The organism is Lutimaribacter marinistellae (genome assembly GCF_042648365.1).
GTDB lineage: Bacteria > Pseudomonadota > Alphaproteobacteria > Rhodobacterales > Rhodobacteraceae > Lutimaribacter_A > Lutimaribacter_A marinistellae.
In genome coordinates this window covers 66,600-93,542 of the sequence record NZ_JBHRXI010000017.1, presented here as the reverse complement: position 1 = coordinate 93,542, position 26,943 = coordinate 66,600, and the positions used below count along the sequence as shown (strand labels likewise).

The 26,943-nt window shown below is 63.2% G+C and carries 28 protein-coding genes; 19 read left to right on the top strand and 9 right to left on the bottom strand.

What is annotated here, in order from left to right:
* Positions 1 to 32: 32 nt before the first annotated feature.
* Genes ACFORG_RS16910 through gatC form a run of 4 tightly spaced genes read right to left on the bottom strand, consistent with a single transcriptional unit; the run spans position 33 to position 3,308 of the window.
* The gene (locus ACFORG_RS16910; RefSeq protein WP_386736711.1) at positions 33 to 611 is read right to left on the bottom strand and encodes an N-acetylmuramoyl-L-alanine amidase; all 579 of its coding nucleotides are present in this window, start codon (positions 609 to 611) and stop codon (positions 33 to 35) included.
* A 59-nt stretch (positions 612 to 670) separates the two neighbouring features.
* A complete protein-coding gene (locus ACFORG_RS16905; RefSeq protein WP_386736710.1) occupies positions 671 to 1,483 on the bottom strand; it encodes a hypothetical protein in 813 nt (270 codons plus the stop codon).
* A gap of 52 nt (positions 1,484 to 1,535) precedes the next feature.
* A complete protein-coding gene (gene gatA, locus ACFORG_RS16900; protein WP_386736709.1) occupies positions 1,536 to 3,017 on the bottom strand; it encodes an Asp-tRNA(Asn)/Glu-tRNA(Gln) amidotransferase subunit GatA in 1,482 nt (493 codons plus the stop codon).
* A 3-nt stretch (positions 3,018 to 3,020) separates the two neighbouring features.
* Positions 3,021 to 3,308, bottom strand: coding sequence for an Asp-tRNA(Asn)/Glu-tRNA(Gln) amidotransferase subunit GatC (gatC, locus tag ACFORG_RS16895; RefSeq protein WP_386736708.1), 288 nt, complete (start codon positions 3,306 to 3,308; stop codon positions 3,021 to 3,023).
* 131 nt (positions 3,309 to 3,439) lie between these two features.
* Here gatC and ACFORG_RS16890 point away from each other — a divergent pair, with 131 nt between their 5' ends.
* On the top strand, positions 3,440 to 3,850 hold the full coding sequence (locus ACFORG_RS16890; RefSeq protein ID WP_386736707.1) for a VOC family protein: 411 nt from the start codon (positions 3,440 to 3,442) through the stop codon (positions 3,848 to 3,850).
* A gap of 99 nt (positions 3,851 to 3,949) precedes the next feature.
* The gene (locus ACFORG_RS16885; protein ID WP_386736706.1) at positions 3,950 to 5,266 is read left to right on the top strand and encodes an FAD-dependent oxidoreductase; all 1,317 of its coding nucleotides are present in this window, start codon (positions 3,950 to 3,952) and stop codon (positions 5,264 to 5,266) included.
* Between the two features lie 82 nt (positions 5,267 to 5,348).
* On the opposite strand, the gene ACFORG_RS16880 is transcribed toward ACFORG_RS16885, so the two are convergent.
* Positions 5,349 to 6,008 (bottom strand): ceramidase domain-containing protein, encoded by a 660-nt coding sequence (locus ACFORG_RS16880; protein ID WP_386736705.1) that lies wholly within the window; start codon positions 6,006 to 6,008, stop codon positions 5,349 to 5,351.
* Between the two features lie 54 nt (positions 6,009 to 6,062).
* Here ACFORG_RS16880 and ACFORG_RS16875 point away from each other — a divergent pair, with 54 nt between their 5' ends.
* Positions 6,063 to 6,755: a metal-dependent hydrolase gene (locus tag ACFORG_RS16875; protein ID WP_386736704.1), complete on the top strand. Its 693-nt coding sequence runs from the start codon at positions 6,063 to 6,065 to the stop codon at positions 6,753 to 6,755.
* A gap of 98 nt (positions 6,756 to 6,853) precedes the next feature.
* Here ACFORG_RS16875 and ACFORG_RS16870 read toward each other — a convergent pair whose 3' ends face one another.
* Complete coding sequence (locus ACFORG_RS16870) at positions 6,854 to 7,315, bottom strand: nucleoside deaminase (protein ID WP_386736703.1); 462 nt, start codon at positions 7,313 to 7,315, stop codon at positions 6,854 to 6,856.
* Here ACFORG_RS16870 and ACFORG_RS16865 point away from each other — a divergent pair.
* The 8 genes from ACFORG_RS16865 (at position 7,314) to ACFORG_RS16830 (ending at position 14,148) form a co-directional block, all read left to right on the top strand.
* The gene (locus ACFORG_RS16865) at positions 7,314 to 8,213 is read left to right on the top strand and encodes a pseudouridine synthase (protein WP_386736702.1); all 900 of its coding nucleotides are present in this window, start codon (positions 7,314 to 7,316) and stop codon (positions 8,211 to 8,213) included. The genes ACFORG_RS16870 and ACFORG_RS16865 overlap by 2 nt on opposite strands.
* A gap of 71 nt (positions 8,214 to 8,284) precedes the next feature.
* The gene (locus ACFORG_RS16860) at positions 8,285 to 8,515 is read left to right on the top strand and encodes a hypothetical protein (protein ID WP_386736701.1); all 231 of its coding nucleotides are present in this window, start codon (positions 8,285 to 8,287) and stop codon (positions 8,513 to 8,515) included.
* Between the two features lie 2 nt (positions 8,516 to 8,517).
* The gene (locus ACFORG_RS16855; RefSeq protein WP_386736700.1) at positions 8,518 to 9,432 is read left to right on the top strand and encodes a 5-bromo-4-chloroindolyl phosphate hydrolysis family protein; all 915 of its coding nucleotides are present in this window, start codon (positions 8,518 to 8,520) and stop codon (positions 9,430 to 9,432) included.
* Between the two features lie 38 nt (positions 9,433 to 9,470).
* Positions 9,471 to 10,661: a toxic anion resistance protein gene (locus ACFORG_RS16850; RefSeq protein WP_386736699.1), complete on the top strand. Its 1,191-nt coding sequence runs from the start codon at positions 9,471 to 9,473 to the stop codon at positions 10,659 to 10,661.
* A gap of 4 nt (positions 10,662 to 10,665) precedes the next feature.
* The gene (locus ACFORG_RS16845; RefSeq protein ID WP_386736698.1) at positions 10,666 to 11,625 is read left to right on the top strand and encodes a DUF2927 domain-containing protein; all 960 of its coding nucleotides are present in this window, start codon (positions 10,666 to 10,668) and stop codon (positions 11,623 to 11,625) included.
* 24 nt (positions 11,626 to 11,649) lie between these two features.
* On the top strand, positions 11,650 to 12,792 hold the full coding sequence (locus tag ACFORG_RS16840) for an SPFH domain-containing protein (RefSeq protein WP_386736697.1): 1,143 nt from the start codon (positions 11,650 to 11,652) through the stop codon (positions 12,790 to 12,792).
* A gap of 25 nt (positions 12,793 to 12,817) precedes the next feature.
* A complete protein-coding gene (locus ACFORG_RS16835; RefSeq protein ID WP_386737040.1) occupies positions 12,818 to 13,948 on the top strand; it encodes a TFIIB-type zinc finger domain-containing protein in 1,131 nt (376 codons plus the stop codon).
* 59 nt (positions 13,949 to 14,007) lie between these two features.
* The gene (locus ACFORG_RS16830; RefSeq protein WP_386736696.1) at positions 14,008 to 14,148 is read left to right on the top strand and encodes a hypothetical protein; all 141 of its coding nucleotides are present in this window, start codon (positions 14,008 to 14,010) and stop codon (positions 14,146 to 14,148) included.
* Between the two features lie 28 nt (positions 14,149 to 14,176).
* Here ACFORG_RS16830 and ACFORG_RS16825 read toward each other — a convergent pair whose 3' ends face one another.
* On the bottom strand, positions 14,177 to 14,596 hold the full coding sequence (locus ACFORG_RS16825; protein WP_386736695.1) for an Hsp20/alpha crystallin family protein: 420 nt from the start codon (positions 14,594 to 14,596) through the stop codon (positions 14,177 to 14,179).
* A gap of 156 nt (positions 14,597 to 14,752) precedes the next feature.
* On the opposite strand from ACFORG_RS16825, the gene ACFORG_RS16820 reads away from it, so the two are divergent.
* The 8 genes from ACFORG_RS16820 to ACFORG_RS16785 all read left to right on the top strand — a co-directional run bounded on the left by ACFORG_RS16820 (position 14,753) and on the right by ACFORG_RS16785 (position 23,891).
* Complete coding sequence (locus ACFORG_RS16820; RefSeq protein WP_386737039.1) at positions 14,753 to 15,424, top strand: nitroreductase; 672 nt, start codon at positions 14,753 to 14,755, stop codon at positions 15,422 to 15,424.
* A 1-nt stretch (position 15,425) separates the two neighbouring features.
* A complete protein-coding gene (dtd, locus tag ACFORG_RS16815; protein ID WP_386736694.1) occupies positions 15,426 to 15,863 on the top strand; it encodes a D-aminoacyl-tRNA deacylase in 438 nt (145 codons plus the stop codon).
* Positions 15,863 to 16,960: a DUF4147 domain-containing protein gene (locus ACFORG_RS16810; RefSeq protein WP_386736693.1), complete on the top strand. Its 1,098-nt coding sequence runs from the start codon at positions 15,863 to 15,865 to the stop codon at positions 16,958 to 16,960. Before dtd ends, ACFORG_RS16810 begins: the two co-directional genes overlap by 1 nt.
* Positions 16,961 to 17,139: 179 nt before the next feature.
* Positions 17,140 to 18,729: an ABC transporter substrate-binding protein gene (locus ACFORG_RS16805; RefSeq protein ID WP_386736692.1), complete on the top strand. Its 1,590-nt coding sequence runs from the start codon at positions 17,140 to 17,142 to the stop codon at positions 18,727 to 18,729.
* A gap of 151 nt (positions 18,730 to 18,880) precedes the next feature.
* On the top strand, positions 18,881 to 20,473 hold the full coding sequence (locus ACFORG_RS16800) for an ABC transporter substrate-binding protein (RefSeq protein WP_386736691.1): 1,593 nt from the start codon (positions 18,881 to 18,883) through the stop codon (positions 20,471 to 20,473).
* 12 nt (positions 20,474 to 20,485) lie between these two features.
* Positions 20,486 to 21,442, top strand: a complete 957-nt coding sequence (locus tag ACFORG_RS16795; RefSeq protein WP_386736690.1) for an ABC transporter permease — start codon at positions 20,486 to 20,488, stop codon at positions 21,440 to 21,442.
* Positions 21,439 to 22,254, top strand: coding sequence for an ABC transporter permease (locus tag ACFORG_RS16790; protein ID WP_386736689.1), 816 nt, complete (start codon positions 21,439 to 21,441; stop codon positions 22,252 to 22,254). The genes ACFORG_RS16795 and ACFORG_RS16790 overlap by 4 nt, the downstream gene beginning before the upstream one ends.
* Entirely contained in the window at positions 22,251 to 23,891 is a 1,641-nt protein-coding gene (locus ACFORG_RS16785; protein ID WP_386736688.1) for an ABC transporter ATP-binding protein, read from the top strand. The genes ACFORG_RS16790 and ACFORG_RS16785 overlap by 4 nt, the downstream gene beginning before the upstream one ends.
* Positions 23,892 to 23,997: 106 nt before the next feature.
* On the opposite strand, the gene ACFORG_RS16780 is transcribed toward ACFORG_RS16785, so the two are convergent.
* Positions 23,998 to 24,927: an alpha/beta hydrolase gene (locus ACFORG_RS16780; protein WP_386736687.1), complete on the bottom strand. Its 930-nt coding sequence runs from the start codon at positions 24,925 to 24,927 to the stop codon at positions 23,998 to 24,000.
* 1 nt (position 24,928) lies between these two features.
* Positions 24,929 to 26,818 carry an acyl-CoA synthetase gene (locus ACFORG_RS16775; protein ID WP_386736686.1) on the bottom strand — a complete coding sequence of 630 codons (1,890 nt, stop codon included), beginning with the start codon at positions 26,816 to 26,818 and terminating at the stop codon, positions 24,929 to 24,931.
* Between the last annotated feature and the right edge of the window lie 125 nt (positions 26,819 to 26,943).

Genomic DNA, 26,943 nt, shown 5'->3' with positions numbered 1-26,943 from the left:
TGCCCGGCATCCCTTGCCGGCCATGTCGCGACCTATCCCAGAACCGTGAAATCGGCCACCTCCAGCGGCCCGCGCGCGCCCGGCCTGTAGCGCAGCCGCACCGCCTCCAGCAGGGCTGCTTCATCCACCTCCGCCGTGTAACCCGCCACCTGCGCCCGGTCGCGAAAGGACGCGGCGCAAACCACTTCCGGCGCATCGCCCCGCCCCACGGGCGCCGCCAGCCCCCGCAGCGCCAGCCGCGCCCAGTCAAAGCGCGGACCGGGGTCGCTCTTGCGCCCGGGCGCCATGTCGGAATGCCCGATCACGCCCTCGGGCGCGATGTCCCAACGCCGCATCACGCCGTGCAGCAGAGCCTCAAGGCATGTCATCTGCGGTTCGGAAAACGGGTGATCGCCGCGATTGTCCAGCTCTATCCCGATCGAGCGCGAGTTCACATCGCCCTGCCCGCGCCAGCTTCCGGCGCCGGCATGCCACGCGCGCTCGGCCTCTTGCACCAGCTGCCACAGCGTCCCGTCGGCACCGATCAGGTAATGCGCCGACACCTCCGCCTGCGGGTCGCACAGACGCTCCAGCGCCGCCTCGGCGCTTTCCATCGCGGTATAGTGGATCACCACCAGTTCAGGCCGCAGCCCGTCGCGGCGCGGCCCGAAATTGGGGGACGGTTTCTGGATCAGTTGCCCACCGCGCGGCGAAAGGTGCTCGGGTCCCAGCCACAGGCATAGCCATCGCCATCGGGGTCCAGCCCCTTGCGGTCCCGCTGCGGCCCGCCGCCTTCGAGAAATGCGATCTGCGCCTGATCGGCCGAAGGATAGCCCGCGCAGGCCCGCTGCGCCTTGGCCTCCAGGTTGAACCCCGCCCGGCTATAGACCTGAGTGCCCTTGGGATGGTTCGTGGTCAGCGCGTATTGCACGATGTTCGGCTGCGCCTCGCCCGAACGCTGCGGCACGGCGGTGGGCTGCACCACCTCGTAATTCGCGCGCGCCTGCTCCAGTCGCTGCGCGTCGCCTTCGATGCTGCGGGTCGAGGACACGGCGCCGAAATCCTGTTCCTCGGACAGGCCCGCACTGTTGAGGACCGGCGGCGCGGGGTTGGTCGGGCTCGCCTGCAACGGGGCCACGCCCGAATTGGCGTTCGACGCGGCCAGCGCGGCGGCGGTCTCGTTGGCGATATCCTGCGAGGTGTCACCCTGCTGAGGAACATAGAGCGGCGCGCCGGTGGCATCCGTTCCGGCCTCGACCGCCGTAGGCGCGGGCACCAGCCGTGTGCCCTCGGCCGTCGTCTGTGCCGATCCCAGCGGCAGCGGCTCTGTCGAGACGGCCGATGGCGGCACCAGCGGATCGCCGTTCACCGTCTCCCCCTCCAGTGCCGCGGTCCGCTGCGCCTGGTAATCGGGGGTGTTGAACCCGGCACCCGAATCCGGGACCGGCGGCTGACACGCCGCCAGAACACCCATCACGGGAACGAGAAAAATCGCACGCTTCATCTTCTGTCCTGCCAGTTGACCATGGTCGACAATATCTGGTCGGTTGGCAGAATTACCACCATTTGCCCGGCTTGGCCACAAATCCTGCGGCGGATTCCAGCGCATAGGCCGTGTTGAGCAGGTCGCCCTCCTCCCATGGACGCCCGATCAGCTGCAGCCCCAGCGGCAGCCCCTTGGCATCGAGCCCGGCGGGAACGCTGATCCCCGGCAGACCGGCCAGGTTCACCGTCACGGTGAAAACGTCGTTGAGGTACATCTGCACCGGGTCGGCCTCGGCCATCTCGCCCAGACCAAAGGCCGAGGACGGCGTGGCCGGCGTCAGGATCGCGTCGACACCGGCGGCGAATGCCTCCTCGAAGTCCCGCTTGATCAGCGTCCGCACCTTGCGCGCGCGGTTGTAATAGGCGTCGTAGAACCCCGCCGACAGCACGTAGGTGCCGACCATGACCCGGCGCTGCACCTCGTGGCCGAACCCTTCGGCGCGGGTCTTTTCATACATCTCGGTGATGCCGTCGCCCTGCGCCAGCGCCGCGCGGCGGCCATAGCGCACCCCGTCATAGCGCGCCAGGTTCGAAGACGCCTCGGCCGGCGCGATCACGTAATAGGCGGGCAAGGCGTATTTCGTGTGCGGCAGGCTGATATCGACGATCTTGGCGCCCGCGTCGCGCAGCATCTCGGCGCCCTTGGACCACAGCGCCTCGATCTCTTCGGGCATACCCTCCATGCGGTATTCCTGCGGAATGCCGATGGTCTTGCCGCGAATGTCGCCGGTCAGCATCGCCTCGAAATCGGGCACCATCAGCTCGGCGCTGGTCGAATCCTTGGGGTCATGCCCGCACATCGCCTGCAGCATGATCGCCGCGTCGCGCACATCCTTGGTCATCGGCCCGGCCTGGTCCAGCGAGGACGCAAAGGCCACGATCCCCCAGCGCGAGCAGCGGCCATAGGTCGGCTTGATCCCCGTGATCCCGGTAAAGGCCGCAGGCTGGCGGATCGAGCCGCCCGTATCCGTGCCGGTCGCGGCAAGGCACAGGTCAGCCGCCACCGCGGCGGCGGACCCGCCCGAGGAGCCGCCCGGCGTGAGCCGACGATCATCGACCTTCCACGGGTTGACCACGTCGCCATACACGCTGGTCTCGTTCGACGAACCCATCGCGAACTCGTCCATGTTCAGCTTGCCCAGCATCACCGCACCCGCGTCGGCCAGTTGCTGGCTGACGGTGGATTCGTATTCCGGCCTGAACCCTTCCAGGATCCGGCTCGCCGCCTGGCTCTCCACGCCCTTGGTGCAGAACAGATCCTTGATCCCGATGGGCAGGCCGCACATCGCGGGCGCATCGCCCTGCCCGATCCGCGCATCCGCCGCCCGCGCGCGCTCCAGCGCGATCTCGGGCGTCTTGTGAACAAAGGCGTTCAGCGCATCCGCGCCCTCGATCGCCTTGAGGCAGGCTTGGGTCAGCTCCACCGAGGTCGTCTCGCCCTTGCGCAGCATGTCGCGCGCCTGGGCCAGGGTCAGGCTGTTGAGATCGGTCATGTCTTATTCCACCACTTTCGGAACCGCGAAAAAGCCCTCGCGCGCATCGGGCGCGTTCGACAGGACCTTTTCCTGCTGGTCGCCATCGGTCACCACGTCCTCGCGCCGCTTCAGCCGCATCGGCGTCACCGACACCATCGGCTCCACGCCGTCGACATCGACTTCCTCGAGCTGCTCGATGAAACCGAGGATGGCGTTGAACTCGGACGCAAGCGCCGGCAGCGCATCGTCCTCGACCTTGATCCGGGCCAGTTTGGCCACCTTGGCGGCGGTGTTTTGGTCAATCGACATGGGAACCTCTGTCTGATGTCAGGGGGCATTTACCGCCCGCACCGCCCGGTCGCAAGGGCGCAGGTTGATCCGGGCTTGCCGCAATGGCCCCTGCGCGGCCATGCTGCCCATAACACAAGCACGAGGCCGCCATGAAACTGAAGCTGCACCACATCAACCTCGTCACCGAGGATGTCGCCCGGATGGAGGGGTTCTATCGCGACGTGCTGGGCCTTGCGCCCGAGGATGAGGGGCTGCCCGTTCTGGAAAAGGGCAAGGGATACGCGGGCGATGTCGCCTTCGTCACCGATGGCGCGATCCAGATGCACCTTGCCCGCAAGGACGTGCTTGCGGGCTTCAATGCCGGTCAGCAGGTCAACCCGGTCAGCCGCGGCCATATCGCCTATCGCACCGACGACCTCGCCGCCGTGCGCCGCAGGCTCGAGGAAAAGGGCATCCCCTATTCCGACTGGGGCAACCAGGCCGTCGCGGGCTGGCACCAGATCTTCTTCTACGACCCCGACGGCAACGTGATCGAGGTGCACGAGATCGCAAAGGGCTGACACACGCGCCGCCGCCATTCCCGCCCCCTTGACGCGAGCGGTCAGACCGAACAGCCTGCCGGGTCAGCACACGCCCCCAACTTCACAAGGATCATGGCGATGACGACACGAACCGAACGGACCGATGTGCTCGTGATCGGCGGTGGCACGGCCGGCTTCGGTGCGGCCGTCGCTGCCGGGCGGCAGGGCCTCAATGTCACGCTTCTCGAGGCCACCACCAAGATCGGCGGCGTCATGGCCTTTTGCCCCGGCATGCCCTGGGGTGGCGGCTACCCCGTCGACCGGATCATCGGCGGCCTGATCGAGGAGTTGACGAACCGCCTCGCCGCGATGGATCCGCCCGCCGCGGAAAAGCGCCGATGCACGCTCGAGAATTTCGGGCCCGAGATCGTCTATGACCACGACATCGCCACGCTGACCATGTTCGACATGCTCCAAGAGGCAGGCGTGCGCGTCCGGCTGGGCGCCATGGCGCTTGCGCCCCGCCTGTCGGACAGCAGGATCACGCAGGTCGAATGCTGCGACCGGAACGGTCCCTTCACCGTCGAGGCGGGCATGGTCATCGACTGCTCGGGCGATGGCGACATCTCCGCCAAGGCCGGGGTGCCCCATGTGCTGGGCGATGCCTCGGGCAACATGATGGCCGTGACCATCTCCTTCTTCATGGTGGGCGTGGACTGGGCGCGCGCCTTTGCCGATCCCGATCCCTATTTCCGCGACCACGCCTCCCGCGGCATTGCCGAAGGGCGCCTGCATCCCGATCTTGCCGCGCTCTACCTCATGCGCGGCTTTCATGACGGGACGGTCTTCTGCAACTCGGTCCATGTTCGGGGCGTCGACGGCACCGACTCCGTCGCCGTGGGGGCGGCCACGCAGGAAGGCCGCCGGCGCTGCCACCAACTGTCGCAGTTCCTGCGCAGCGACGTGCCCGGCTTCGAGCGCGCCCACATGTCCATGCTGTCGCCGACAGTCGGCGTGCGCGAGACGCGCAAGCTGCAGGGGCTGTACAGGCTGACCGGAGAGGACCTCGCCCGCGCGACCAAGTTCCCCGACGGGATCGTGGCCTGCGACAACCCGGTCGACGATGTCATGCGCGCCGATGGGGACATGACCCATCACGCCTCGCTCGAGGTCGGGGAATACTATACCATCCCCTTCCGTTCGCTGGTGCCCGCCGGGATCGACAACCTGATGTTCGCGGGCCGAATCCTGTCGGCCGACCCGGTCGCCTTTGCCTCGGTGCGCGGCATGCCGCAATGCATGGCGATGGGACAGGCGACAGGCACCGCCGCCGCGCTTGCGCTGCGCAACGCCACGCCCGTGCAACAGGTGTCGCACGCCGCGCTCGTCCGCGCCCTGATCGAGCAGGGCATCAACCGGATCGGCACAGGAGGGGTACAGACGGACGCCGCGTGACCGGGCGCAAGCCCCCAGGCCGCGTCGATGTACAAGCATGTACAAAACGGACATTCGGGGCCGAAACCGATGTACAAAACGGTCAACCCGTCTTGTACCCCCCCTGCAAAAGGTGCCTCCGATACACCTCGATCATCCAGCCGAGCATCACCGCGTTCAGGAAGTGCCACATGAAATGCGTGCCCATCGGCACGATCCCGCAAAGCGGTTCGTCCAACGTACGAAACAGGATCGAAACCGTCAGCACCCCGGCACCGATTGCGAAGCCCCGCGCCACCTCCGGCTCCCGCCGCCGCAGGGCGACTGCATGAAGCGCGATCAGCAGCGGCACCGGCGCGTAGCCCGCCGAACCGCCCAGCCCCGGAATCAAGCCGAAAAGTGGAACCATTACAGCAGCATAGGGAAAGAACAGGGCCGTCGCCCCAAGGGCCGGAAGGGGCCGCAAGCCCCAGATGTCGCGATGCGCGGCAAAGATGTAGACGAGGATGAACAGCAGGATAGGCGTGGTGTCGGCAATCGCTGCCCAGACCTGCGCATGGGTGTGAAACAGGTAGCTCCCGACACCGATCGCCGCGAGGATCAGCACCAGCGCACGCGCCAGCCCCGCGTCTGCGGGAACCCGCCGCCACATGATCAGAGCACTGATTATAAAAAATAAATTCGTCACGGCATTGATCGGCTCGGCCCAGTAGTCAGGCCCCAGCCTCTCGCAATATCCGTCAATCTCACGCATCCAGTCCATGGATTTTCACATAGCGGGTGCTAGGCTCGCGCCAATGAAAAACGGAGGAAAGACATGAAGATCATCTGGCTCGGCCATGGCAGTTTCCGGATCGAGACCGAAGACAAGGTGCTGTTGCTCGACCCCTGGCTGAACGGCAACCCTATGCTGGAGGAGACCCAGCACGAGGCCGCCATCGCAGGAGCGACCCATATCTTGTTGACTCATATGCATTTTGACCATGTCGTCGACGTGCTGCCTCTGGCCAAGAAACTGGGTGTCCCGGTGGCCGGCCAGTATGACGTGCTCAGCCATTGGGGCGAGACCGAGGGGATCGAGGCCCTCGGGTTCAACAAGGGCGGCACGGTCGACCTGGGCGGGCCGAAACTCTCCATGGTACCTGCCTCGCACAGTTCTACCTTCGGCTCGACGGATGGTCCGAAAGCCGGCGGAAGCGAAGTTGGCTTCATGCTGCATGCAGAGGGAAAAACCGTTTATATCTCGGGAGATACAGGGATCATGGCCGACATGGACTGGATGGGCGACTACTACAAGCCGCAGGTCGGCATCCTCTCGGCCGGCGGACACTTCACCATGGACATGAAAGGCGCGGCCTATGCGGCCAAGCGCTATTTCAATTTCGAGACGGTGATTCCCTGCCACTACAAGACCTTTCCGATCCTCGAACAATCTGCCCAGGACCTGATCGACGGCCTGCCCGGCGTGAACGTCGTCGAACCACAGGTGATGAAGGCGATCGAGATCTGACCGGGGCCCTCCCGCCCGGCGGGGAGGCATCCAGGATGCCACCCCGCCAGTTGGGCCGGGCAGCGCACCCTTACGGGCGCGCTGCGGTCGTGCCCCGGTCAGCCGGTCGCGTTCCGGCGATCGGCAAAGAAGGCCCGTAGCAGCCCCGCGGCTTCTGCCTCGGCAATTCCGTCATATATTTCAGGAACATGATGTGCCTGCGGATGCGAGAAGACCCGTGCGCCATGGGCCACGCCACCCGATTTGGGATCAGGCGCACCGTAGTAGATCCGCGCGATCCGAGCTGCGGCGAGAGCTGCGGCGCACATCGCGCAGGGTTCCAGCGTGACGTAGAGATCATGCCCCGGCAGCCGCTCGGACCCGGCCGCCGCACAGGCTGCGCGCAGAGCGACGATCTCGGCATGTGCCGTTGGATCATTCCACTCGCGCGTGCGGTTGCCGGCTGCTGCCACGACACGGCCATCGGGCGCCACGATCACGGCACCGACCGGCACCTCGCCGCGCCCACCCGCCGCGCGCGCCTCGGCCAGGGCGCGATCCATATGCGATCTGAAACTCATGTCCCTGCTTGCCCCGCCACGAACCCTTTCGCAAGCGGTGGTGATCGGCTATGGCCGCTGCATGAGCAAGCGCCCCACACCGCCCCGCCCCAAGACGACTTCGTCAGCAACGCCCCCCGGCGACCGCATCGCCAAGGTGCTGGCGCGAGCGGGTATCGCCTCGCGGCGCGACGCCGAAAGGATGATCGCGGCAGGGCGTGTCGCGGTGAACGGCAAGGTGATCGAAAGCCCCGCGCTGAACGTGACGGCAAGTGACAAGATCGTCGTCGACGGCAAACCGCTGAGCGAGCCCGAGCCCGCGCGCCTGTGGCTTTATCACAAGCCGGCAGGCCTGGTGACGACAACGCGCGACGAACAGGGGCGCAAGACGATCTTCGACGCGTTGCCCGAGGACATGCCGAGGGTCATGTCGGTTGGACGGCTCGACCTCAATTCCGAGGGGTTGCTGCTGCTGACCAATGACGGCGGAATCAAGCGCAAGCTGGAACTGCCCTCCACCGGCTGGTTGCGGCGCTATCGCGTACGCATCAACGGACGGCCCAAGGACGAGGATTTCGAGCCACTGCGCAAGGGCCTCGTGATCGAGGGAGAAAGGTTTCAGCCGATGATCGTGACTCTGGACCGTCAGCAAGGCGCGAATGCCTGGGCCACCGTGGGTCTGCGTGAAGGAAAGAACCGCGAGATCCGCCGCGCGATGGAGGATCTGGGATTTAGCGTGAACCGCCTTATCCGCATATCTTACGGGCCGTTCCAACTGGGCAACCTTGCGACCGGCGAGGTCGAAGAGGTCCGCCGCAAAGTCATGCGGGACCAGTTGGGCCTTGATGCCGAAGACGGCAAGCCCAAGCCGCCGAGGCCCACGCGTCAACGCCAGACCGGACCGCGCAAAACGCGCTGAACCTGCCCGCTGCAGCGCGACGCCCTTTGCGCATCGCGCGCCAGCGCCTATCTTGGCGTGGGAGGCCGCGAATGAGCAGATTGCTGATGTTTCTGGGAATTGTGGCGCTGGCCGTTGCCATCGCGGCTTTCCTGCTGTCAATCTGGCGCGGCGCATGGGCAATCGGGCAGCAGGCGACTCGCTCGGTCCTTGGTAGCGAGGTGGGAGAAGCAATGGCTCCGAACGGAATTCAGAAGATCGCCTATGCCGCGCTTTTGGTGCTGCTGTTCGGCGTATCGACCGGCTGGCTCGGGGGGCTTTGAGAATGGCGCGTCGCTTTGGCGGCAAATACAGCCCCGATTCCGAACAGCCCCCTGAGGCCGATATCGAGCGCGGCCAGTATGACGGTGCGCGGGTCGATCCGGTGGGCGGGCGAGCGAATGCGATGTTCATCCCGGCGATCCCTCTGGTCTTCATGTCGCTCAACGACGGTGCCGTCGGGCTGACGCTGGGCCTGATCGGCGCAGGTTTGCTGACAAGCGGAGCATTGTTGCTGCGCGAAGGACTCAGAGCCGAGGCAGCCTATAATGCACGGCGCGTTGCAAAGCGCCCCGCCTTTCCGCGCAAGGCATTTGCTGCCGTGCTGACCGGGCTTGGCGCGGCGGTCGCAGCCTATCGCAACGACGTGCTGGATGCCGGAACGGTCGCGAGCGCCAGCCTGATCGCACCGGTTCTGTTCGGGGTCGCAGCGGGTGCGCTGCACGGCGTCGCCTTTGGCCTCGACCCGATGCGCGACAAGGGGGCCGAGGGGATCGACTCGTTCCAGCAAAGCCGTGTTGCCCGCGCGGTAGACGAGGCAGAGACATATCTTGCCGACATGGAAGATGCGATCGCCCGCGCCGGTCATCGCGGAATCGAGGCACGCGTCGAACGTTTCCAGGAAACCGCGCGCGAACTTTTTCGCAAGGTCGAGGAAGACCCTCGCGACCTGTCGGGGGTCCGGAAATACCTGGGGGTCTACCTGAAAGGGGCCCGCGATGCGACGATCAAGTTCGCCGATTTCTATGCCCAGAGCCGCGATGCAAAGGCACTGGCCGACTATACCGCGCTGCTCGACGATCTGGAGCGTGACTTTGCCGCGCGCACGCGCAAGATGCTACTCGACAACCGTACCGACCTGACCGTTGAAATCGAAGTGCTGCGAGAACGGTTGCAGCGCGAAGGCGTCCGGACCGATTGACCGGAACCGCCCTTTGATAACTTGAGGAGCCCTTTCCCATGTCCGACAGCGTGAAGAAGAAGGCGACAGAAGCCGAAACCATGGTGCAGGAGGTGACGTCGGTCATGCTGCCTGAGCCGTCCGCCGAGGTTGTTCCGCTGGAAGAGGCGGATGAACCGGTTGGTGCCGAGATCCGCAGACGGATGGGCGAGATCGACATGGGCAACACGAACTCGATCGTGTCGTTTGGCTCGCGGGCACAAGCCGAATTGCAGCAGATCAGCCAGGCGATGTTGCAGGATGTGCGCAACAAGGATGTCGGACCGGCGGGAGACAGCCTGCGCGATATCGTAACCACGATACGCGGTTTCTCGGTCAGCGAGCTGGACGTGAGGCGCGAACGCAGCTGGTGGGAGCGCCTGCTGGGCCGCGCGGCACCGTTTGCTCAGTTCACCGCGAAATACGAAGAGGTTCAGGGCCAGATCGACAGGATCACGTCGGATTTGCTGGACCATGAACATACCCTGCTCAAGGACATCAAGTCGCTCGACCTCCTGTATGAAAAGACCCTGGATTTCTACGACGAGCTGGCGCTTTACATCGCGGCCGGCGAAGAGAAGCTGACCGAGCTCGACAGTCATGATATTCCCGAAAAGGAGGCCGAGATTCAGGCCGCCCCCGAGGAACAGCAGGTGATGAAGGCGCAGGAACTGCGCGACCTGCGCGCGGCTCGCGACGATCTTGAGCGCAGGGTACATGACCTGAAACTGACGCGGCAGGTCACGATGCAATCGCTGCCCTCGATCCGGCTGGTGCAGGAGAACGACAAGAGCCTGGTGACCAAGATCAACTCCACGCTCGTGAACACCGTGCCTCTGTGGGAAACCCAGCTGGCGCAGGCCGTCACCATCCAGCGCAGCGCCGAGGCCGCAGCCGCCGTCCGCGACGCTAATGACCTGACCAACGAGCTTTTGACCAAGAACGCCTCGAACCTTCGCGAAAGCAACAAATTGATCCGCCAGGAAATGGAGCGTGGCGTCTTTGACATCGAGGCGGTCAAGAAGGCGAATGCCGACCTGATCGGAACGATACAGGAAAGCCTACAGATCGCCGACGAGGGCAAGGCGCGACGCGCCGCCGCCGAGGAGGATCTCAAGAAGATGGAGACCGAGCTGCGTGACACGCTTGCCTCGGCCAAAGCGCGCCGCGACGGCTTGGGAGACACCACCGGTGGCGCGGTTCCGGGCTGATCGAATGGGCGCACGCAGTCCCTTCTCACGGTTCGCCATCGCCTTGCTCGCGCTTGCGGGACTTGCCGCCTGCGAGCAGGGCATGAGCAGTTCGCCGCAGCCGCAGGCCCGGCCGGCGGGCCTTGTGCCCGTGGCGGCGCAGCCTGTGCCCCCTTCGGCTGCGAGCATTGAGTTGGCCCGTTATTACCAAAAGGTGCAGGACGACCTTTTGACCCGCGGACTGCTGCGCACCGATGGCGGCGGGCCGGACACGCCCTATGATGCGACCGACCTGGAACGGAATTTCGAAACGATCGCGTTTTTTGACGAGTACACCCAAGCGTCCCTTACAACACGCGGGCGGCAATCCGAGGGTGCCCTCGCGCGCTGGAGCGGCCCCGTGCGCATCAACGCCGAATTCGGCCCATCGGTAACAGCCGAACAGCGCGAGAAGGACGCCCGCAGCATCGTTGACTACGGTACGCGTCTGGCCCGTGTCACCGGACACCCCATCTCGAGCGTTCGGCGCGGCGGCAATTTCCACGTGTTCGTCGCAGGCGAGGACGATACCGAGTTCGTGCAATCCCGGCTCAAGCAGTTGTTGCCGGGCATCGGACCCGCGCAGCTGGACCTGTTCGATGACCTTCCGCGAAGCTTCTATTGTTTCGTCTTCGCGACCACGGGCGGCAACTCCCCCTATTCCTACACTTCGGCCGTGGCGCTGATCCGGGCCGAACATCCCGACCTTGTCAGGCTGTCCTGCATTCACGAAGAGATGGCGCAGGGACTGGGCCTGCCCAATGACAGCCCGGCGGCGCGACCGTCCATCTTCAACGACGATGACGAGTTTGCCCTGCTGACGAGCCATGACGAGAAGTTGCTCGCCATGCTTTACGACCCGCGGTTGACCCCGGGCATGACCGCGGCCGAAGCCCGCCCCGTCGTGCGGATCCTTGCGCGCGAGCAGATGGGCCAGGCGCTGTGAGAATTTGAGGACAGGAGATAACACATGGGCATTCTGGATTTTCTCTCGGGCCAGTTCATCGACGTCATCCATTGGGTCGATGACACCCGCGATACGATGGTCTGGCGGTTCGAACGGCATGGTCACGAGATCAAGTACGGCGCCAAGCTGACAGTGCGCGAAGGACAGGCGGCCGTTTTCGTCCATGAAGGTCAACTGGCCGATGTGTTCACGCCCGGTCTCTACCTTCTCGAGACGAACAACATGCCGATCATGACCTCGCTGCAGCACTGGGACCATGGGTTCAGGTCGCCGTTCAAATCCGAGATCTACTTCGTCAACACGACGCGGTTCACCAATCTAAAATGGGGCACCAAGAATCCGATCATGTTGCGTGACCCGGAGTTCGGCCCCACGCGCATCCGGGCGTTCGGCACCTACACGGTAAAGGTGAAGGACCCGGCGCGCTTTCTTACCGAGATCGTGGGCACGGATGGCGAGTTCACGATGGACGAGATCAGCTACCAGATCCGCAACATCATCGTGCAGGAGTTCAGCCGCGTCATCGCAGGCTCGGGCATCCCCGTTCTGGACATGGCCGCCAATACCGCCGATCTGGGCAAGCTGATCGTGGCCGAGGTTGGCCCGGTGGTCGAGGGCTACGGGCTGGAGATGCCCGAGTTCTACATCGAGAACATCTCGTTGCCGCCGGCGGTCGAGGCAGCGCTCGACAAGCGAACCTCGATGGGGCTGGCCGGCGACCTCGGGAAGTTCACCCAGTATTCGGCCGCCGAGGCGATGACGGCCGCCGCAAGCGCCAAGGGCAGCGACATGGGCGCGGGTCTTGGGATGGGTATGGGCATGGCGATGGCCCAGCAGATGGCGAACCAGGCGGCGGGTCAGCGCCCCGGCCCGTGGGGAGCGCCCGCCCCCGCCGCACACCAGCCGCAGGCGCACATGGCGCCGCCCCCACCGCCGCCGGTCGAGCATGTCTGGCATATCGCGGAAAACGGCCAGACGTCGGGCCCCTTCTCCAAGGCACGGCTTGGCCGCATGGCATCCGAAGGCGCGCTGACACGGGAAACCTATGTCTGGACCGCCGGGCAGGATGGATGGAAGAAGGCGGGAGAGGTGCAGGAGCTGGCACAGCTGTTCACGATCCTGCCGCCACCGCCGCCGGGCGCGTGAGCCGAACCGGAGACGCCCCGTGTCAATGCCACCGCCCCCTCCGCCCGCGACACCTTCGGAAACACGCGGGCCGCGCGACGAACACCGGTTTCCCTGCGACCAATGCGGGGCGGATATGCGTTTCGTTCCCGGCGAAGGCAGGCTTGTCTGTGACCATTGCGGCAACACGGAATCGGTGAGCGCCGGTCCGTGGGGCGGATCGACCCTGCGCGAGCTTGATTTCGAGGCCGCACTTGCGCAACGACTGCCCGAGGCCGAGATCGAGGAAACCCGGGTTCTCTCCTGCCCCAATTGCGGCGCGCAGGTGGAATTCGACCCCGATACCCATGCTGCAGAGTGTCCGTTCTGCGCGACCCCTGTCGTGACGGATACCGGGGCTCATCGCCACATCAAACCCAAGGGCGTTCTGCCCTTTGCACTGGAGGAGCGGCAGGCGCACAGCGCGATGAACGACTGGCTGGGACGTTTATGGTTCGCGCCATCGGGATTGAAGGAGTATGCGCGCAAGGGGCGAAAGATGCAGGGCATCTATGTGCCCTACTGGACCTTCGACGCGGATACGCAGACGCGTTACCGCGGTGAGCGTGGAGTGATCTATTACGAAACGCGCACCGTGGTGATCGACGGCAAGCGGCAGGTCCAACAGGTGCCCAAGGTACGATGGACGCCGAAATCGGGACGCGTGGCGCGGTTCTTCGACGACGTTCTGGTTCTCGCCTCTCACTCCCTGCCAAAAAGCTATACCGACGCGCTGGAGCCGTGGGACCTGTCGGCGCTGGAACCGTATCAGCCAGAATACCTCGCCGGGTTCCGTGCCGAAGCTTACACCGTGGAACTGGCCGAAGGTCACAAGGAGGCGCGCGCCTTCATGGCGCGGGTGATCGAACGCGATGTGCGTTTTGACATCGGCGGCGACCGTCAGCGCATCCACGGGATAGAGACCAGGGTATCGGACGTCACATTCAAACACATCCTGTTGCCCGTATGGTTGGCCGCCTACAAGTATCGTGGCGAAACCTACCGCTTTGTCGTGAACGGTCGTACCGGCAAGGTGCAGGGAGAGCGCCCGTGGTCGGCAATCAAGATCGCGGTTGCCGTTGTTCTGGGGCTGATCCTTGCCGCCGGGCTGGGATTTCTCGTCGCCCAGAACCAGTGAGGATTGATCGTCGGCGCAACGCCCCTAAGTCGTCAGGCAGACTATACCGGAGGGAGACCATGCCGCGCCTTGTACTGCCGATGATTGCCGTAACGCTTGCGATAGCTGGCTGCGTACCGACGACTGGCGACGTGTCGCGCGCGGACTACGAGCGGCACAAGGCAAATCGTGACGCCTACATGTATCAGGGCGGGCCGTAGAACCCGCCCCACCCGGGCCGTTGCTGCGCTACCCGCGCGAAATCGAGATTTTCTGCGCCTTGCCGGGGTCCTCCTGCGGTTTCTTGGGCACCCTCACATGAAGCACGCCGTCCGTCATGCGGGCTTCGGCCTTGGCGCCGTCGGCGTCCTCTGGCAGGCGGAAAGAGCGGCGGAACGCGCCATATTGCCTTTCCGAGAAGTACCAGGTGTCGCCCTTCTTTTCTTCGTGCGTCCTTTTTTCTCCACGGATTGTGACTACCCCGTTTTCCACAATCAGCTCTATGTCGTCTTCGCCGACGCCGGGCAGTTCCATGGAGATATCATACGCATCCTTGCTGCCGGATGCCTCTGTCGCCGGGCTCAGCCAATCGGCGAGGCGCGTGCCGAAATTGCGAAACGGGTCATAAAGCGATGGCCAGAGGCCCGCCTGTTCTGATTTCTCAACCATAATCAGTCCTCCTTGGTATCTGTTCCGGATGGACTGTGTCACGTGTCCCGGGGCGCGACCTTGATCCGGCTCAAACACGGGGCGTTGCGCCGCTTGAACATCGCGGCGCCGACCGCCATGCTGCAGCGCAAAGACCGCTGGGCGAGAGGCATGGGCATGATGACATTCACCGATCTGGACGACTTGTTGGCGCAACGCCATTCCTGCCGGGCATTCCTGCCCGAGCCTGTTCCCCGCGAACAGATCGAACAGGTGCTGGCCGCTGCCCGGCGTGTCCCCAGCTGGTGCAACGCCCAACCATGGGAAGTCATTATCACCAGCGGCGCCGAAACCGACGCGTTCCGCGAAGCCCTTCAGACCGAGGTGGCAAGCGGCAACCCCAAGCCAGACCTCCCCTTTCCCAGTTCCTACTCAGGCGTCTACCAGGCGCGCCGCCGGACCTGCGGCTGGGCGCTGTACGAGGCGGTCGGGGTCGAAAAGGGGGACCGCGAAGGCTCGTCCCGACAAATGATGGAAAACTTCGCGCTGTTCGGCGCTCCACACTGCTTGATCCTGAGCAGCCCTGCGGAGTTAGGCGCATATGGCGCGATGGATAGCGGCGGGTTCGTGACCGCGTTCACGCTTGCCTCTCAGGCGCTGGGAATCGCCACCATTCCACAAGCCGCCGTCGCGTCCTACAGCCCGTTTCTGCATCGCTATTTCGACATCGCAGACGATCGCCTTGTCCTTTGCGCCATTTCCTTCGGATATGCCGATCGGGATCACCCTGCCAACGGTTTTCGCACTGATCGCGCCGACCTGGCCGAGTTCGTACAGTGGAGGGGGTGACATGCGCGCGTTGATCCAGCGGGTCTCCGAAGCGTCGGTAAAGGTCGATGGCCACGTTGTCGGGCAATGCGGGCGCGGTCTGTTGATCCTCGTCTGCGCGATGAGTGGCGACACGGAAAGCCAAGCCGACCAACTGGCCGCCAAGATCGCCAAGCTGCGCATTTTTCAAGACGAGGCAGGCAAGATGAACCTGTCTTTGCGCGATATCGGGGGAAGTGCGCTGGTTGTCAGCCAATTCACATTGGCCGCCGACACGTCACGTGGGAACCGGCCCGGCTTCTCCGCTGCGGCACCACCCGATGAAGGCAAACGCCTGTACGAGTATTTCGCCGTACGGCTGGCCGAGCAGGAGATACCCGTAGAAACCGGTCGGTTCGGAGCGGACATGAAGGTTGGGCTGGTCAATGACGGCCCTGTGACGATCTGGATGGACACTTGATGGAGCTGCGCGATACCGCCTTGTCGATCTGGCAGGCTGGCGTCGATGCAGTCGGCGGTTATGCGTCCGTTGCGCGGGCATTAGACGGGATTCCAGCGCCCGACCGTATTCTGGCAGTCGGCAAGGCCGCGGCCCCTATGGCGCGGGCTGCGCTGGACAGGTACGGACCAATTCCCTGCCTCGTTGTAACGAAGGATGGCCACGCCGACGGGCTGCCCTCGGCTGTCGAGGTGATCGAGGCCGCGCATCCGGTCCCCGACGATCGGAGCCTTGCCGCCGGACGCGCGCTTATGCAGGTTGTGGCGTCGATGCCGTCGGACAGCCGCCTTCTATTGCTCTTGTCAGGTGGCGCATCGGCCCTGGCCGAGGATCTGGTCGCAGGTGCCACGCTGGATGCGCTTGCGACTTTGAACCGGCGACTGTTGGCCGAGGGGTTGGACATTACCAAAATGAACGCTGCCCGGCGCAAACTGTCGCGCATCAAGGGCGGCGGATTGCTGGCTGCCTTCACCGGACACGCGGTTGAGGTGCTGGCGATCTCGGATGTGCCGGGGGATGATCTTGCGGTGATCGGCTCTGGCATCGGCCTGCCACCTCAGCGGCCGGATTGTCGCGCTCGCATCGTTGCCTCGAACGGCGTTGCGCGCGAGGCGGCGGCACAGCGGGCCAGGCCACTTGGTTTCGACATCCTCGTAAATGCCGAAACACTGCACGATGATATCGGGGTTCTCGCCCCTCGCATCGGACAACACCTGCGCAGCATGTCGTGCGGGACGATGATCCTTGGCGGTGAACCGACGGTCCTGCTTCCGGACCGTCCGGGACGTGGCGGTCGCAACCAGGCACTTGCCCTGGCCGTTGCTCGTGAGATTGCTGGCATCCCCGATCTGGCGGTCGTCGTGGGCGGCACGGACGGGACGGACGGCCCGACCGACGCGGCCGGAGGGATCGTTGACGGAACCACCTGGTCGCCAGATGGCGCCGAGGCGATGGCCGCTGCCGACAGTGGGACCTGGCTGGAAAAACACGACGCTTTGCTGGTCACGGGGCCGACAGGCACGAATGTGATGGACCTTCTTGTCGCAATCCGGCAGTAAAGCGTCGCAAACACAGGAAAATCTTGCGCGCCTCGCCTGCCTGCATGGTCCTTGCCGGAGCCATCGAACGCTTGGTTTTGGGGTCCATTACGTCTTGCCCGGTGGGCGGAAATACGCAAGATTGACTCGAGGATCAATAATAAGCGCCAAAACGGCGCGGGGACACCAGGGAGAACTGAATGAACAACGAACTCGAATACATGGCCGGGCGGGTAACCGCCGGTCGCATGACCCGCCGCGAATTCATGGGCCGCGCAGCCGCGCTGGGTGTCAGCGCTGTCGTTGCTGGCAGCCTCTATGCCGACGCGGCGGCGGCAGCTGGGCCGGTCAAGGGCGGCACTTTCCGCATGGGGGTCCAGGGCGGCGAAAGCACCAACACGCAGGACCCAGCGCTTTATGCCTCGGACGTGCCCATCGCCGGTGGGCGGCACTGGGGCGAGACACTGGTCGAGGTGAACGCCGACGGCTCGCTTGAACCGCTGCTCGCGGAAAGCTGGGAAGGCTCTTCTGACGCGCGCACATGGCGCTTCAAGATCCGGCAGGGCGTCGAGTTCCACAACGGCAAGACGGTGACGGCCGAAGACGTGATGCGCACGATGGAGCGTCACACGAACGAGGATTCGAAATCCGGCGCGCTCGGTATTGTCGAGGGCATCGAGGAGATGCGCGTCGATGGAGACGTGTTCGAATTGACGCTGGGTGTCGGCAACGCGGACATGCCATATCTGATCAGCGACTATCACCTTGTGATTCAGCCCGATGGCGGATTTGACGACCCCAATGCCGCGATCGGTACCGGTGCCTACACGCTGGAAACCGACGAACCCGGCGTTCGCATGACGTTCAAGCGCAACCCCAATTACTGGGGTGGTGATGGTGTGGCACATTACGAGATGAGTGAAATCATCACGCTGAACGACGCGACCGCGCGCACTGCGGCGCTGCAATCCGGGCAGGTGGACGCGATCAACCGGGTCGAGCCCAAGATCGCCCAGCTGCTGGACCGTGCACCCAACTTGGCCGTCCGCAACGTTTCGGGCCGCGGGCATTACGTGTTCATCATGCATGTCGACACCGCACCGTTCGACGAGAACGAACTGCGGCTGGCTCTGAAGTATGCCATCAACCGCGGCGAACTGGTCGACAAGATCCTGCGCGGCTATGGCGGCGTCGGAAACGATATGCCGATCAACGCGGCCTACCCGCTTTTCGACGACAGCATCCCGCAGCGCGAGCACAGCCTCGAGAAGGCTGCCGAACACTACAAGAAATCCGGGCATGACGGCTCTCCGATCATCCTGCGGACAGCCGATGGCGCCTTTCCCGGGGCGGTGGACGCGGCCTCGCTCTTCCAGCAGTCCGCGCAGGCTGCAGGCATCCCGCTCGAGATCAAGCGCGAGCCGAATGACGGGTACTGGTCGGAAGTCTGGAACAAGCAGCCCTTCTGCGCCTCTTACTGGGGTGGACGCCCCGTTCAGGACCAGATGTACACAACGGCCTACCTGTCGACCGCCGACTGGAACGATACCCGCTGGAAGCGCGAGGAATTCGACGCGATGCTTTTCGACGCGCGGGCGGAACTGGACGAAACCAAGCGCAAGGAAATCTATTCCAAGATGGGCCGGATGCTGCGTGACGAGGGCGGCCTCATCCTGCCGATGTTCAACGATTTCATCGACGCGGTCAGCACCGAAGTACAGGGCTGGGAATCCGATCCGAACGGGCCGCAGATGAACTGGTACGCGTTCAAGAAGACCTGGAAGGGCTGATCGCGCCCGACCTTCATGCGCCTTTGCGCCCACCAGATTGCGCTGCCCGAACCATTCCGGGCGGCGCCCCTAAGGCCAACGCTCCGAAAGATGCATTGGCCACACGAGATGCCGCAATGATCGGCGACACTATCAACGGGGAAGATCAGACATGTCAGAACAGCAACTCGACTACATGAAAGCCCGCGTGAGTGAGGGCAAGATGAGCCGTCGCGAGTTCATGGGACGCGCTGCGGCACTCGGCGTAAGCGCTGCGATGGCGAGCAGCCTGTTTGCCAGCGCCGCACGCGCCGAAGAACCCGTGAAAGGCGGAACGCTGCGGATCGGTTCGGTCGGCGGTGAAAGCACCAATTCGCTCGACCCGGCGCTGGCGGCTTCGCAGGTGCCGACACTGAACCTCAAAACCATCGGCGATTACCTGACCGAAGTCACACCTGACGGCGGGATCGAGAACCGTCTTGCCGAAAGCGTAGAAGCCTCGTCCGACGCAAAGACATGGGTCTTCAAGATCCGTCAGGGCGTCGAGTTCCACAACGGAAAGACGATGACCGCCGAGGACGTGCTGAAAACGATGCAGCGCCACTCCAACGAGGACGCGAAATCCGGTGCGTTGGGTATCATGCGCGGAATCTCGGACATGAAAGCCGATGGCGACAACTTCATCGTCGAGCTGGACACGCCGAATGCCGACCTGCCCTACCTGCTGGCCGATTACCACCTGATGATCCAGCCCGACGGCGGCATGGACGATCCCGCCTCTGGGATCGGGACCGGCGCATACACGGTCGAGGCGGATGAGCCGGGCGTGCGCCACGTGTTCAAGAAGAACCCCAACTACTGGGACTCCTCGCGCGGTCACGCCGACCAGATCGAGGTGATCGTTCTGAACGATGCCACGGCGCGGACAGCGGCCCTGCAATCCGGACAGGTACATGTGATCAACCGGGTCGAGCCAAAGATCGCGAACCTGCTGGCACGCGCCCCGAATGTCGAGGTAAAGAGCGTTTCCGGTCCCGGGCATTACGTGTTCATCGCCCATGTCGACACTGCACCATTCGACAATAACGACCTCATGCTCGCCCTGAAATACTCGCTCGATCGGGCCGATATCCTTGACAAGGTGCTGCGCGGCTTCGGCACGCTGGGCAATGACATGCCCATCAATGCCTCTTACCCGCTTTTCGACGAAAGCATCCCCCAGCGGGAGTTCGACATCGAGAAGGCCAAGGAGCATTACAGCAAGTCCGGCCATGACGGCTCGCCCATCGTTCTTCGGGTTTCGGACGTGTCCTTCCCCGGTGCGGTCGACGCGGCATCGCTGTTCCAGCAAACCGCCCAGGCCGCCGGCATTCCGCTCGAGATCAAGCGCGAACCCGGCGACGGGTACTGGTCCGAAGTCTGGAACAAGCAGCCCTTCTGCGCCTCTTACTGGGGTGGACGCCCCGTGCAGGACCAGATGTACACCACGGCCTACCTGTCGACCGCCGACTGGAACGACACCCGCTGGAAGCGCGAGGAATTCGACGCGATGCTGCTGGAGGCGCGTGGCGAACTCGACGAAGGCAAGCGCAAGGAGCTTTACTCCCAGATGGGTCAGATGATCCGCGACGAAGGCGGCCTGATCTGCCCGATGTTCAACGATTTCATCGAAGGTATCTCGACCAATCTGGGCGGGTGGGTCGCGGACCCGAACCTCGGCACGATGAACGGCCTTGTCGGCGTCAAATGCTGGCTCAAGGCGTGATGGGCCGTCCATATGCATCCTGTCGTTAAATTGGTTGCCCAGCGCCTTGTGCTGGGCCTCCTCCTGCTTCTTGCCGCCTCGGTTCTGATCTTCGCGGGAACGATGATCCTGCCGGGCGACGTGGCACAATCCATCCTCGGCCAGTCCGCAACGCCCGAAAGCCTCGCCAACCTGCGCGAGGAGCTCGGCCTGAACGATCCGCCCGTCCAACGCTATTTCGACTGGTTGTTCGGCGCGCTTCAGGGTGACCTGGGTACGGCGCTGACCAACGGGCGCGATATCGCCGAGAGCCTCGGCCAACGCCTGTCGAACACACTGTTCCTGGCCTTCTGGGCGGCGGTCATCTCGGTCCCGCTGGCGATTTTTCTTGGCCTCATCGCGGTACGTTACAAGGATCGCTGGCCTGACAAGCTGATTTCGGCGGTGACACTCGCCTCGATCTCGATCCCGGAGTTCCTGATCGGTTACCTGTTGATGTTCTTCATCGCGGTTCAACTGGGCTGGGCGCCCTCGGTTGCGATGATCGGCGACCACATGAGCCTTGGTCAGAAGCTGCAGGCCATCGCTCTCCCGGTTATTGTCCTGACGCTCGTCGTGCTGGCGCACATGATGCGCATGACCCGCGCTGCCATCCTGAACGTGATGCAGTCGGCGTATATCGAGACGGCCGAACTCAAGGGTCTTTCGAGCTTCCAGGTGATCTATCGCCACGCCTTCCCCAACGCCATTGCGCCGATCGTGAACGTGGTCATGCTCAACCTTGCATACCTTGTGGTTGGCGTCGTCGTGGTCGAGGTGGTTTTTGTCTACCCCGGCATGGGTCAGTACCTGGTCGATCACGTGTCCAAGCGTGACGTTCCCGTGGTGCAAGCCTGCGGGCTGATCTTTGCCGCCGTCTATATCGGGCTCAACATGATCGCCGACATCGTGTCGATCCTCGCCAATCCAAGGCTGAGGCATCCAAAATGAAGAACATTCCCATTTCCGCAATGATCGGGCTGTTCTTCACCGCCCTCTATTTCGTGATCGCGATCTTCGCGCCGCTCATCGCCCCCTACGGCATGGCCGAGGTTGTGGGCGACGTCTGGGAGCCCTCCTCGTCCGAGTTCCTGCTGGGCACCGACAATATCGGGCGCGATCTTCTCAGCCGGATGATCTATGGTGGTCGCACGACGATCTTCATCGCGACTGCCGCCACCATTCTTAGCTTTGTGACCGGGTCGGTTCTGGGTTTCCTTGCCGCTGTGCTCGGCGGCTGGATGGATCAGGTTCTGTCCCGGTTCGTCGACCTGATCATGTCCATCCCGTCGCTTATCTTTGCTCTGGTCGTGCTGTCGGTAATGCCGGTGACCATCCCGGTCCTGATTGTGGTGATGGGTCTGCTGGACTCAACACGCGTCTATCGACTGGCACGTGCCGTTGCCGTGGACATCAACGTGATGGATTACGTCGAGGCCGCAAAGCTGCGCGGCGAGGGGCGCGGCTGGATCATCTTTCGGGAGATCCTGCCCAATGCGCTTTCGCCGCTGGTCGCCGAGATGGGCCTGCGCTTCATCTTCATGGTGCTTTTCGTTTCGACGCTGTCCTTCCTCGGTCTGGGCGTCCAACCGCCCGAAGCCGATTGGGGCGGTATCGTGAAAGAAAACAAGGAGGGTATCGTGTACGGTATTCCCGCGGCCTTGATCCCGGCATTTGCCATCGCGACACTGGCCATTTCGGTCAACCTCGTTGCTGACTGGGTTCTGAACCGCACCACATCGCTGAAAGGAGGCCGTGGATGAGCGACGATACGCTTCTCAAGGTCCGCAACCTCAAGATCGGCGCAACGGTCTATCCCCCGGGAGAAAAGCCGCACGACATCGAGATCGTGCATGGCGTGAGCTTCGATCTAGAGCGCGGAAAGGTCCTGGGGTTGATCGGGGAATCCGGCGCGGGCAAGTCGACCATCGGGCTTGCTGCCATGGCATATGGCCGGGGCGGTGTGCGCATAACCGGCGGGGAGGTCTGGGTCAACGGCCGCGATATCCTGCAATCCGGGCTGCGCGATGTCCGTCGCCTGCGCGGTGGCGAGGTGACTTACGTTTCGCAATCGGCTGCTGCCTCCTTCAATCCGGCGAAAAAGATCATGGATCAGGTCGTCGAAGCCGCCGTGGAGCAAAAGAAGTTCTCTCGCAAGGAAGCCGAGGAACGCGCCCGCACCCTGTTCGCCAAGCTGGGCTTGCCCGATCCCGAGAATATCGGAGAGCGCTACCCTCACCAGGTCTCGGGCGGCCAGTTGCAACGCTGCATGACCGCTCTGGCGCTTTGTCCGGAACCGGATCTGGTCGTGTTCGACGAACCGACCACCGCGCTTGACGTGACCACCCAGATCGACGTGCTGATGGCCATCAAGGAGGCCATCCGGGACACTGGCGTAGCCGCGCTCTACATTACCCACGACCTTGCTGTCGTGGCCCAGGTCAGCGACGATATCATGGTGCTGCGGATGGGTGACATGGTCGAGTACGGTGAGACCGACCAGATCATTAACCACCCGCAGGAAGAGTACACTCAGGCGCTGGTTTCCGTACGCTCCATCGAACACGAGGAAAAGGCCCCTACACCCGAACCCGTTCTGCGGGTCGAAGGGATCAGTGCGCGCTATCGCGGTCTGAATTTCGATGTTCTGCACAACGTCAATGTCGACCTTCACCCAGGGCAAACCCTTGCCGTTGTCGGCGAATCCGGATCCGGGAAGTCCACGCTGGCCCGCGTGATCACCGGCCTGCTCCCCCCTCGCGAGGGGCAGATCCATTTCGCGGGACGAACGCTCAGTTCCGACCTCGCCGGGCGGTCGCGGGAAGACCTGCGCGAATTGCAGATGATCTACCAGATGGCAGACGTGGCAATGAACCCGCGTCAGACCGTCGGCACGATCATCGGGCGTCCTCTTGAGTTCTATTTCAACATGCGCGGCGCCGAGAAACGTCGTCGCATCCAGGAACTGCTCGACGAAATCGAACTGGGAGACGGGTTCATCGACCGTTACCCGGCCGAGCTTTCAGGCGGTCAGAAACAGCGCGTGTGCATCGCTCGCGCGTTGGCGGCAAAGCCCAGGATGATCATCTGTGACGAGGTGACTTCGGCGCTGGATCCGCTGGTTGCCGACGGGATACTCAAACTCTTGCTCGATTTGCAGAAGATCGAGGATGTAGCCTATCTTTTCATCACCCATGACCTTGCCACGGTGCGCGCGATCAGCGACTCGATCGCTGTAATGTACCAAGGCCGCGTGGTGCGGTACGGCTCGAAATCCGAGGTGTTGAGCCCTCCCTTCGACGACTATACCGACCTTTTGCTAAGCTCCGTTCCGGAGATGAAACTGGGTTGGCTTGAAGAAGTGGTCGCCCACCGCAAGATGGAAAGCGCGGGCAACTGATCGTTGCCTGCGTCAGGGCAACCCGCCACGGCAATACTGCGGCGCGCGATCGCGCGCCGCTAATCGTGAGCGCCGCAGGCGCACAATTTGGCTGGAGCAATTCGGGCTACGGGTTGTACGGCCAGATGTCCTGACCCAGGGCCTCGATCGCCACGCAGATCCGTTCGAAACTGTCGCGGGCCCGGCCGACCGTCTTGCGCGCGCGCAGATACCCATGCACGAGGCCGGGTTCGTTGATCCACTCGGCCTTTCCCCCGGCCGCCCTGATCCTGTCGCGGTATGCGCCTGCGTCGTCGCGGATCGGGTCGCAATCGGCCGAGATCACGACCGTAGGGGGCAGGCCCGAATAGTCGGTGTCCTGCAAAGGCGCAAAAGTGGGATCATTTTCGGGTTTTTCGCCGTGGAACCGGACGGTCATGTAAAAGGCGATGTCGTCGCGCGTCAGGAGCGGAGCGTTGGCATGTTCACTGTAGGACGGGGCTGACATGTCACCGCCAAGTCCCGGGTAGATGAGAACCTGCCCCAAAACCTGTGACAGGCGCCCGCGCGCATGATGGGCTACGCAGGCCGCTAGATTGCCGCCCGCACTGTCGCCCGCAAGGACGAGCGGGGCATCGTATTCGACCGCGGCCCACTCGGTCGCGGTCCAGCTGTCTTCAAACTGGACCGGGTGCCGGAACTCTGGGCAAAGGCGGTAATCGACCGATACGACGCGGTACCCGGTTTCAAAACAGATTTCGGCACATACATCGTCATGGCTTTCAAGGCCGCCAACGACGAACCCGCCTCCGTGGTAGAAGACCACTGTCCGCGACGGGGAGCCTGCCGTGTACACGCGGACTGGAACGCCATTTGCCGAGAAATCCTCGGCATTGACTCCAGCGGGATAACCGGTGTGAAACTCCCGGCACATCTCGTCATAGACGCGGCGCTGATCCTCGATGGAGAGGCCAACCGCATCCTCGGGATAGCTCTCCAACGTGCGGCGGATGAATGTCCAGGTCTCCTCGTCGATCAACCGGTCGTAATCCGCCATATCACGCGGCCCATTCCCAGGGTCGGGTATAGGCGCCAAGCACCTTGGACACGTCTTCCTCGTTGGACCCGTTCTGATCAAGCTGGGCGACGAGTCCGCGCTTCTTGTCGTCGATCACGCTGACAACACGGGCCTTGACACCCGCCTCTTCGAGCGCACCATTGTACACGCGGGTGATTGCGTGCTTGCGCAAGTCCGGCTTGAAGATTTTGCCTACAGCGGTCTTGGGAAGTTCGGGCATAATGGTCATGTGCTTGGGGATCGCGGCACGCTCGTGCACGTGCACCTTGCAGTACTCCATCAACTCCTCTTCGGTGACATTGCCACCGTCGACAAGTTCGACAAAGGCACAAGGCACCTCGCCCGAATGGGCATCAGGCTGGCCAATGGCACCGGCAAAGGCCACGGCGTCATGTCCAAGCAGCGTTTCCTCGATCTCTGCTGGATCGATGTTGTGGCCGCCGCGAATGATCAGGTCCTTGGCCCGACCGGTAATCCACAGATACCCATCGCCATCGACGCGGCCCAAGTCCCCGGTACGAAGATGTGTACCGTAATGGTAAAGATCCCGGTTCTTATCCTCTTCGGTATAGGTGTTGCCGGCATAGACCCCGGGGTTCGAGATGCAGATCTCGCCGATTTCGTCGACTGCGCATTCTACCGGCCCATCGGGCGTCGTCTTGATGATCTTCACGTCGGTATAGGGGAACGGAATGCCGATAGACCCTATCTTTTTCTCGCCATCAACAGGGTTGCACGACACAAGGCAGGTCGCCTCGGTCAGGCCATACCCCTCGACAATGTTCACGCCGGTCGCCTTTTCAAAACGCTTGAACAACTCGACCGGCAGCGGGGCCGAGCCGGAAAAGGCGGTTTTGACCGTCGAGACATCGGCATCGACAGGGCGCTGCATCTTGGCAGAGATTGCGGTCGGAACCGTGATGATGAAGGTGATCTTCCACCGTTCGATCAGTTTCCAGAAATTGTCGAACACCCCATCGCCGCGATAGCCGGCCGGCGTCGGGAAAACGACATGCGCGCCCGAGGCGACTGCGGCCATTACGATCACGTGGCAGGCAAAGACGTGGAACAGCGGCAGAGGACACATGATGTTGTCCTCTTCGGTGAAGAGAAGGGAGTGCCCGATCCAGCCATTATAGATCATGCCGGAATATTTGTGCTGGGCCACTTTCGGCATGCCCGTCGTGCCACCGGTATGGAAATAGCAGGCGACCCTGTCGCCATCGGAATCCGCGAAGTTCAGCGTCTTGGGCTGCTTGGCAAGTTCACGGTTGAAGTTGAGATAGTCAGCGTGGGCGAGATGCTGCTTGTTTTCCATCTTGGGACGGACCAGCGGAACGATCCAAGATTTCGGAGGGGTGAGGTAACGGTTCAGATCGACCTCGAGCACCGTGTTGACATTTGGTGCATGGCGAACCGCCTCGGCAACCTTCTGTGCGACATCCGTCTTGGGGAACGGCCTGAGCGTCACGACGACCTTCGCGTTCGTCTCGCGCAGGATGGACGCGATCTGCTCGGGCTCCAGAAGCGGGTTGATCGGGTTCACGATCCCCGCAACCGCACCGCCAAGCATCGTGATCAGAGTCTCATTGCAATTGGGCATGACATAGGCGACGACGTCGCCTTCTTTCACACCCAGCGAGCGGAAAAGGTTGGCTGCCTGGTTCGTCTTTTCCAGAAGCTGCGACCAGGTAAGCGTTTCCGCCTTGTCCTTGGGGCCCGAAAGAAGCTGGAAACTGACCGATTTGTGGTTTGGAAACCGCTTGGCAGTGCGTGACAAGAGCTTGTGCAGCGTGTCGGGAAGATCGCGATCCGACCACGGCATTTCGTTTTCGACGCGAAGCTTGTCGTCCATCCCCACAAAGGCCATCGGTATCCTCCCCGGTTTCTGCCCGTCTCTCCCAGACGGGCGGCATGTGTTATGCTGTCCAGAAGATGTGGTCATTTGGCTCTGGACGCAAGCCGGGGGTTTATCGCGCGAAACGCTCCGTTTGT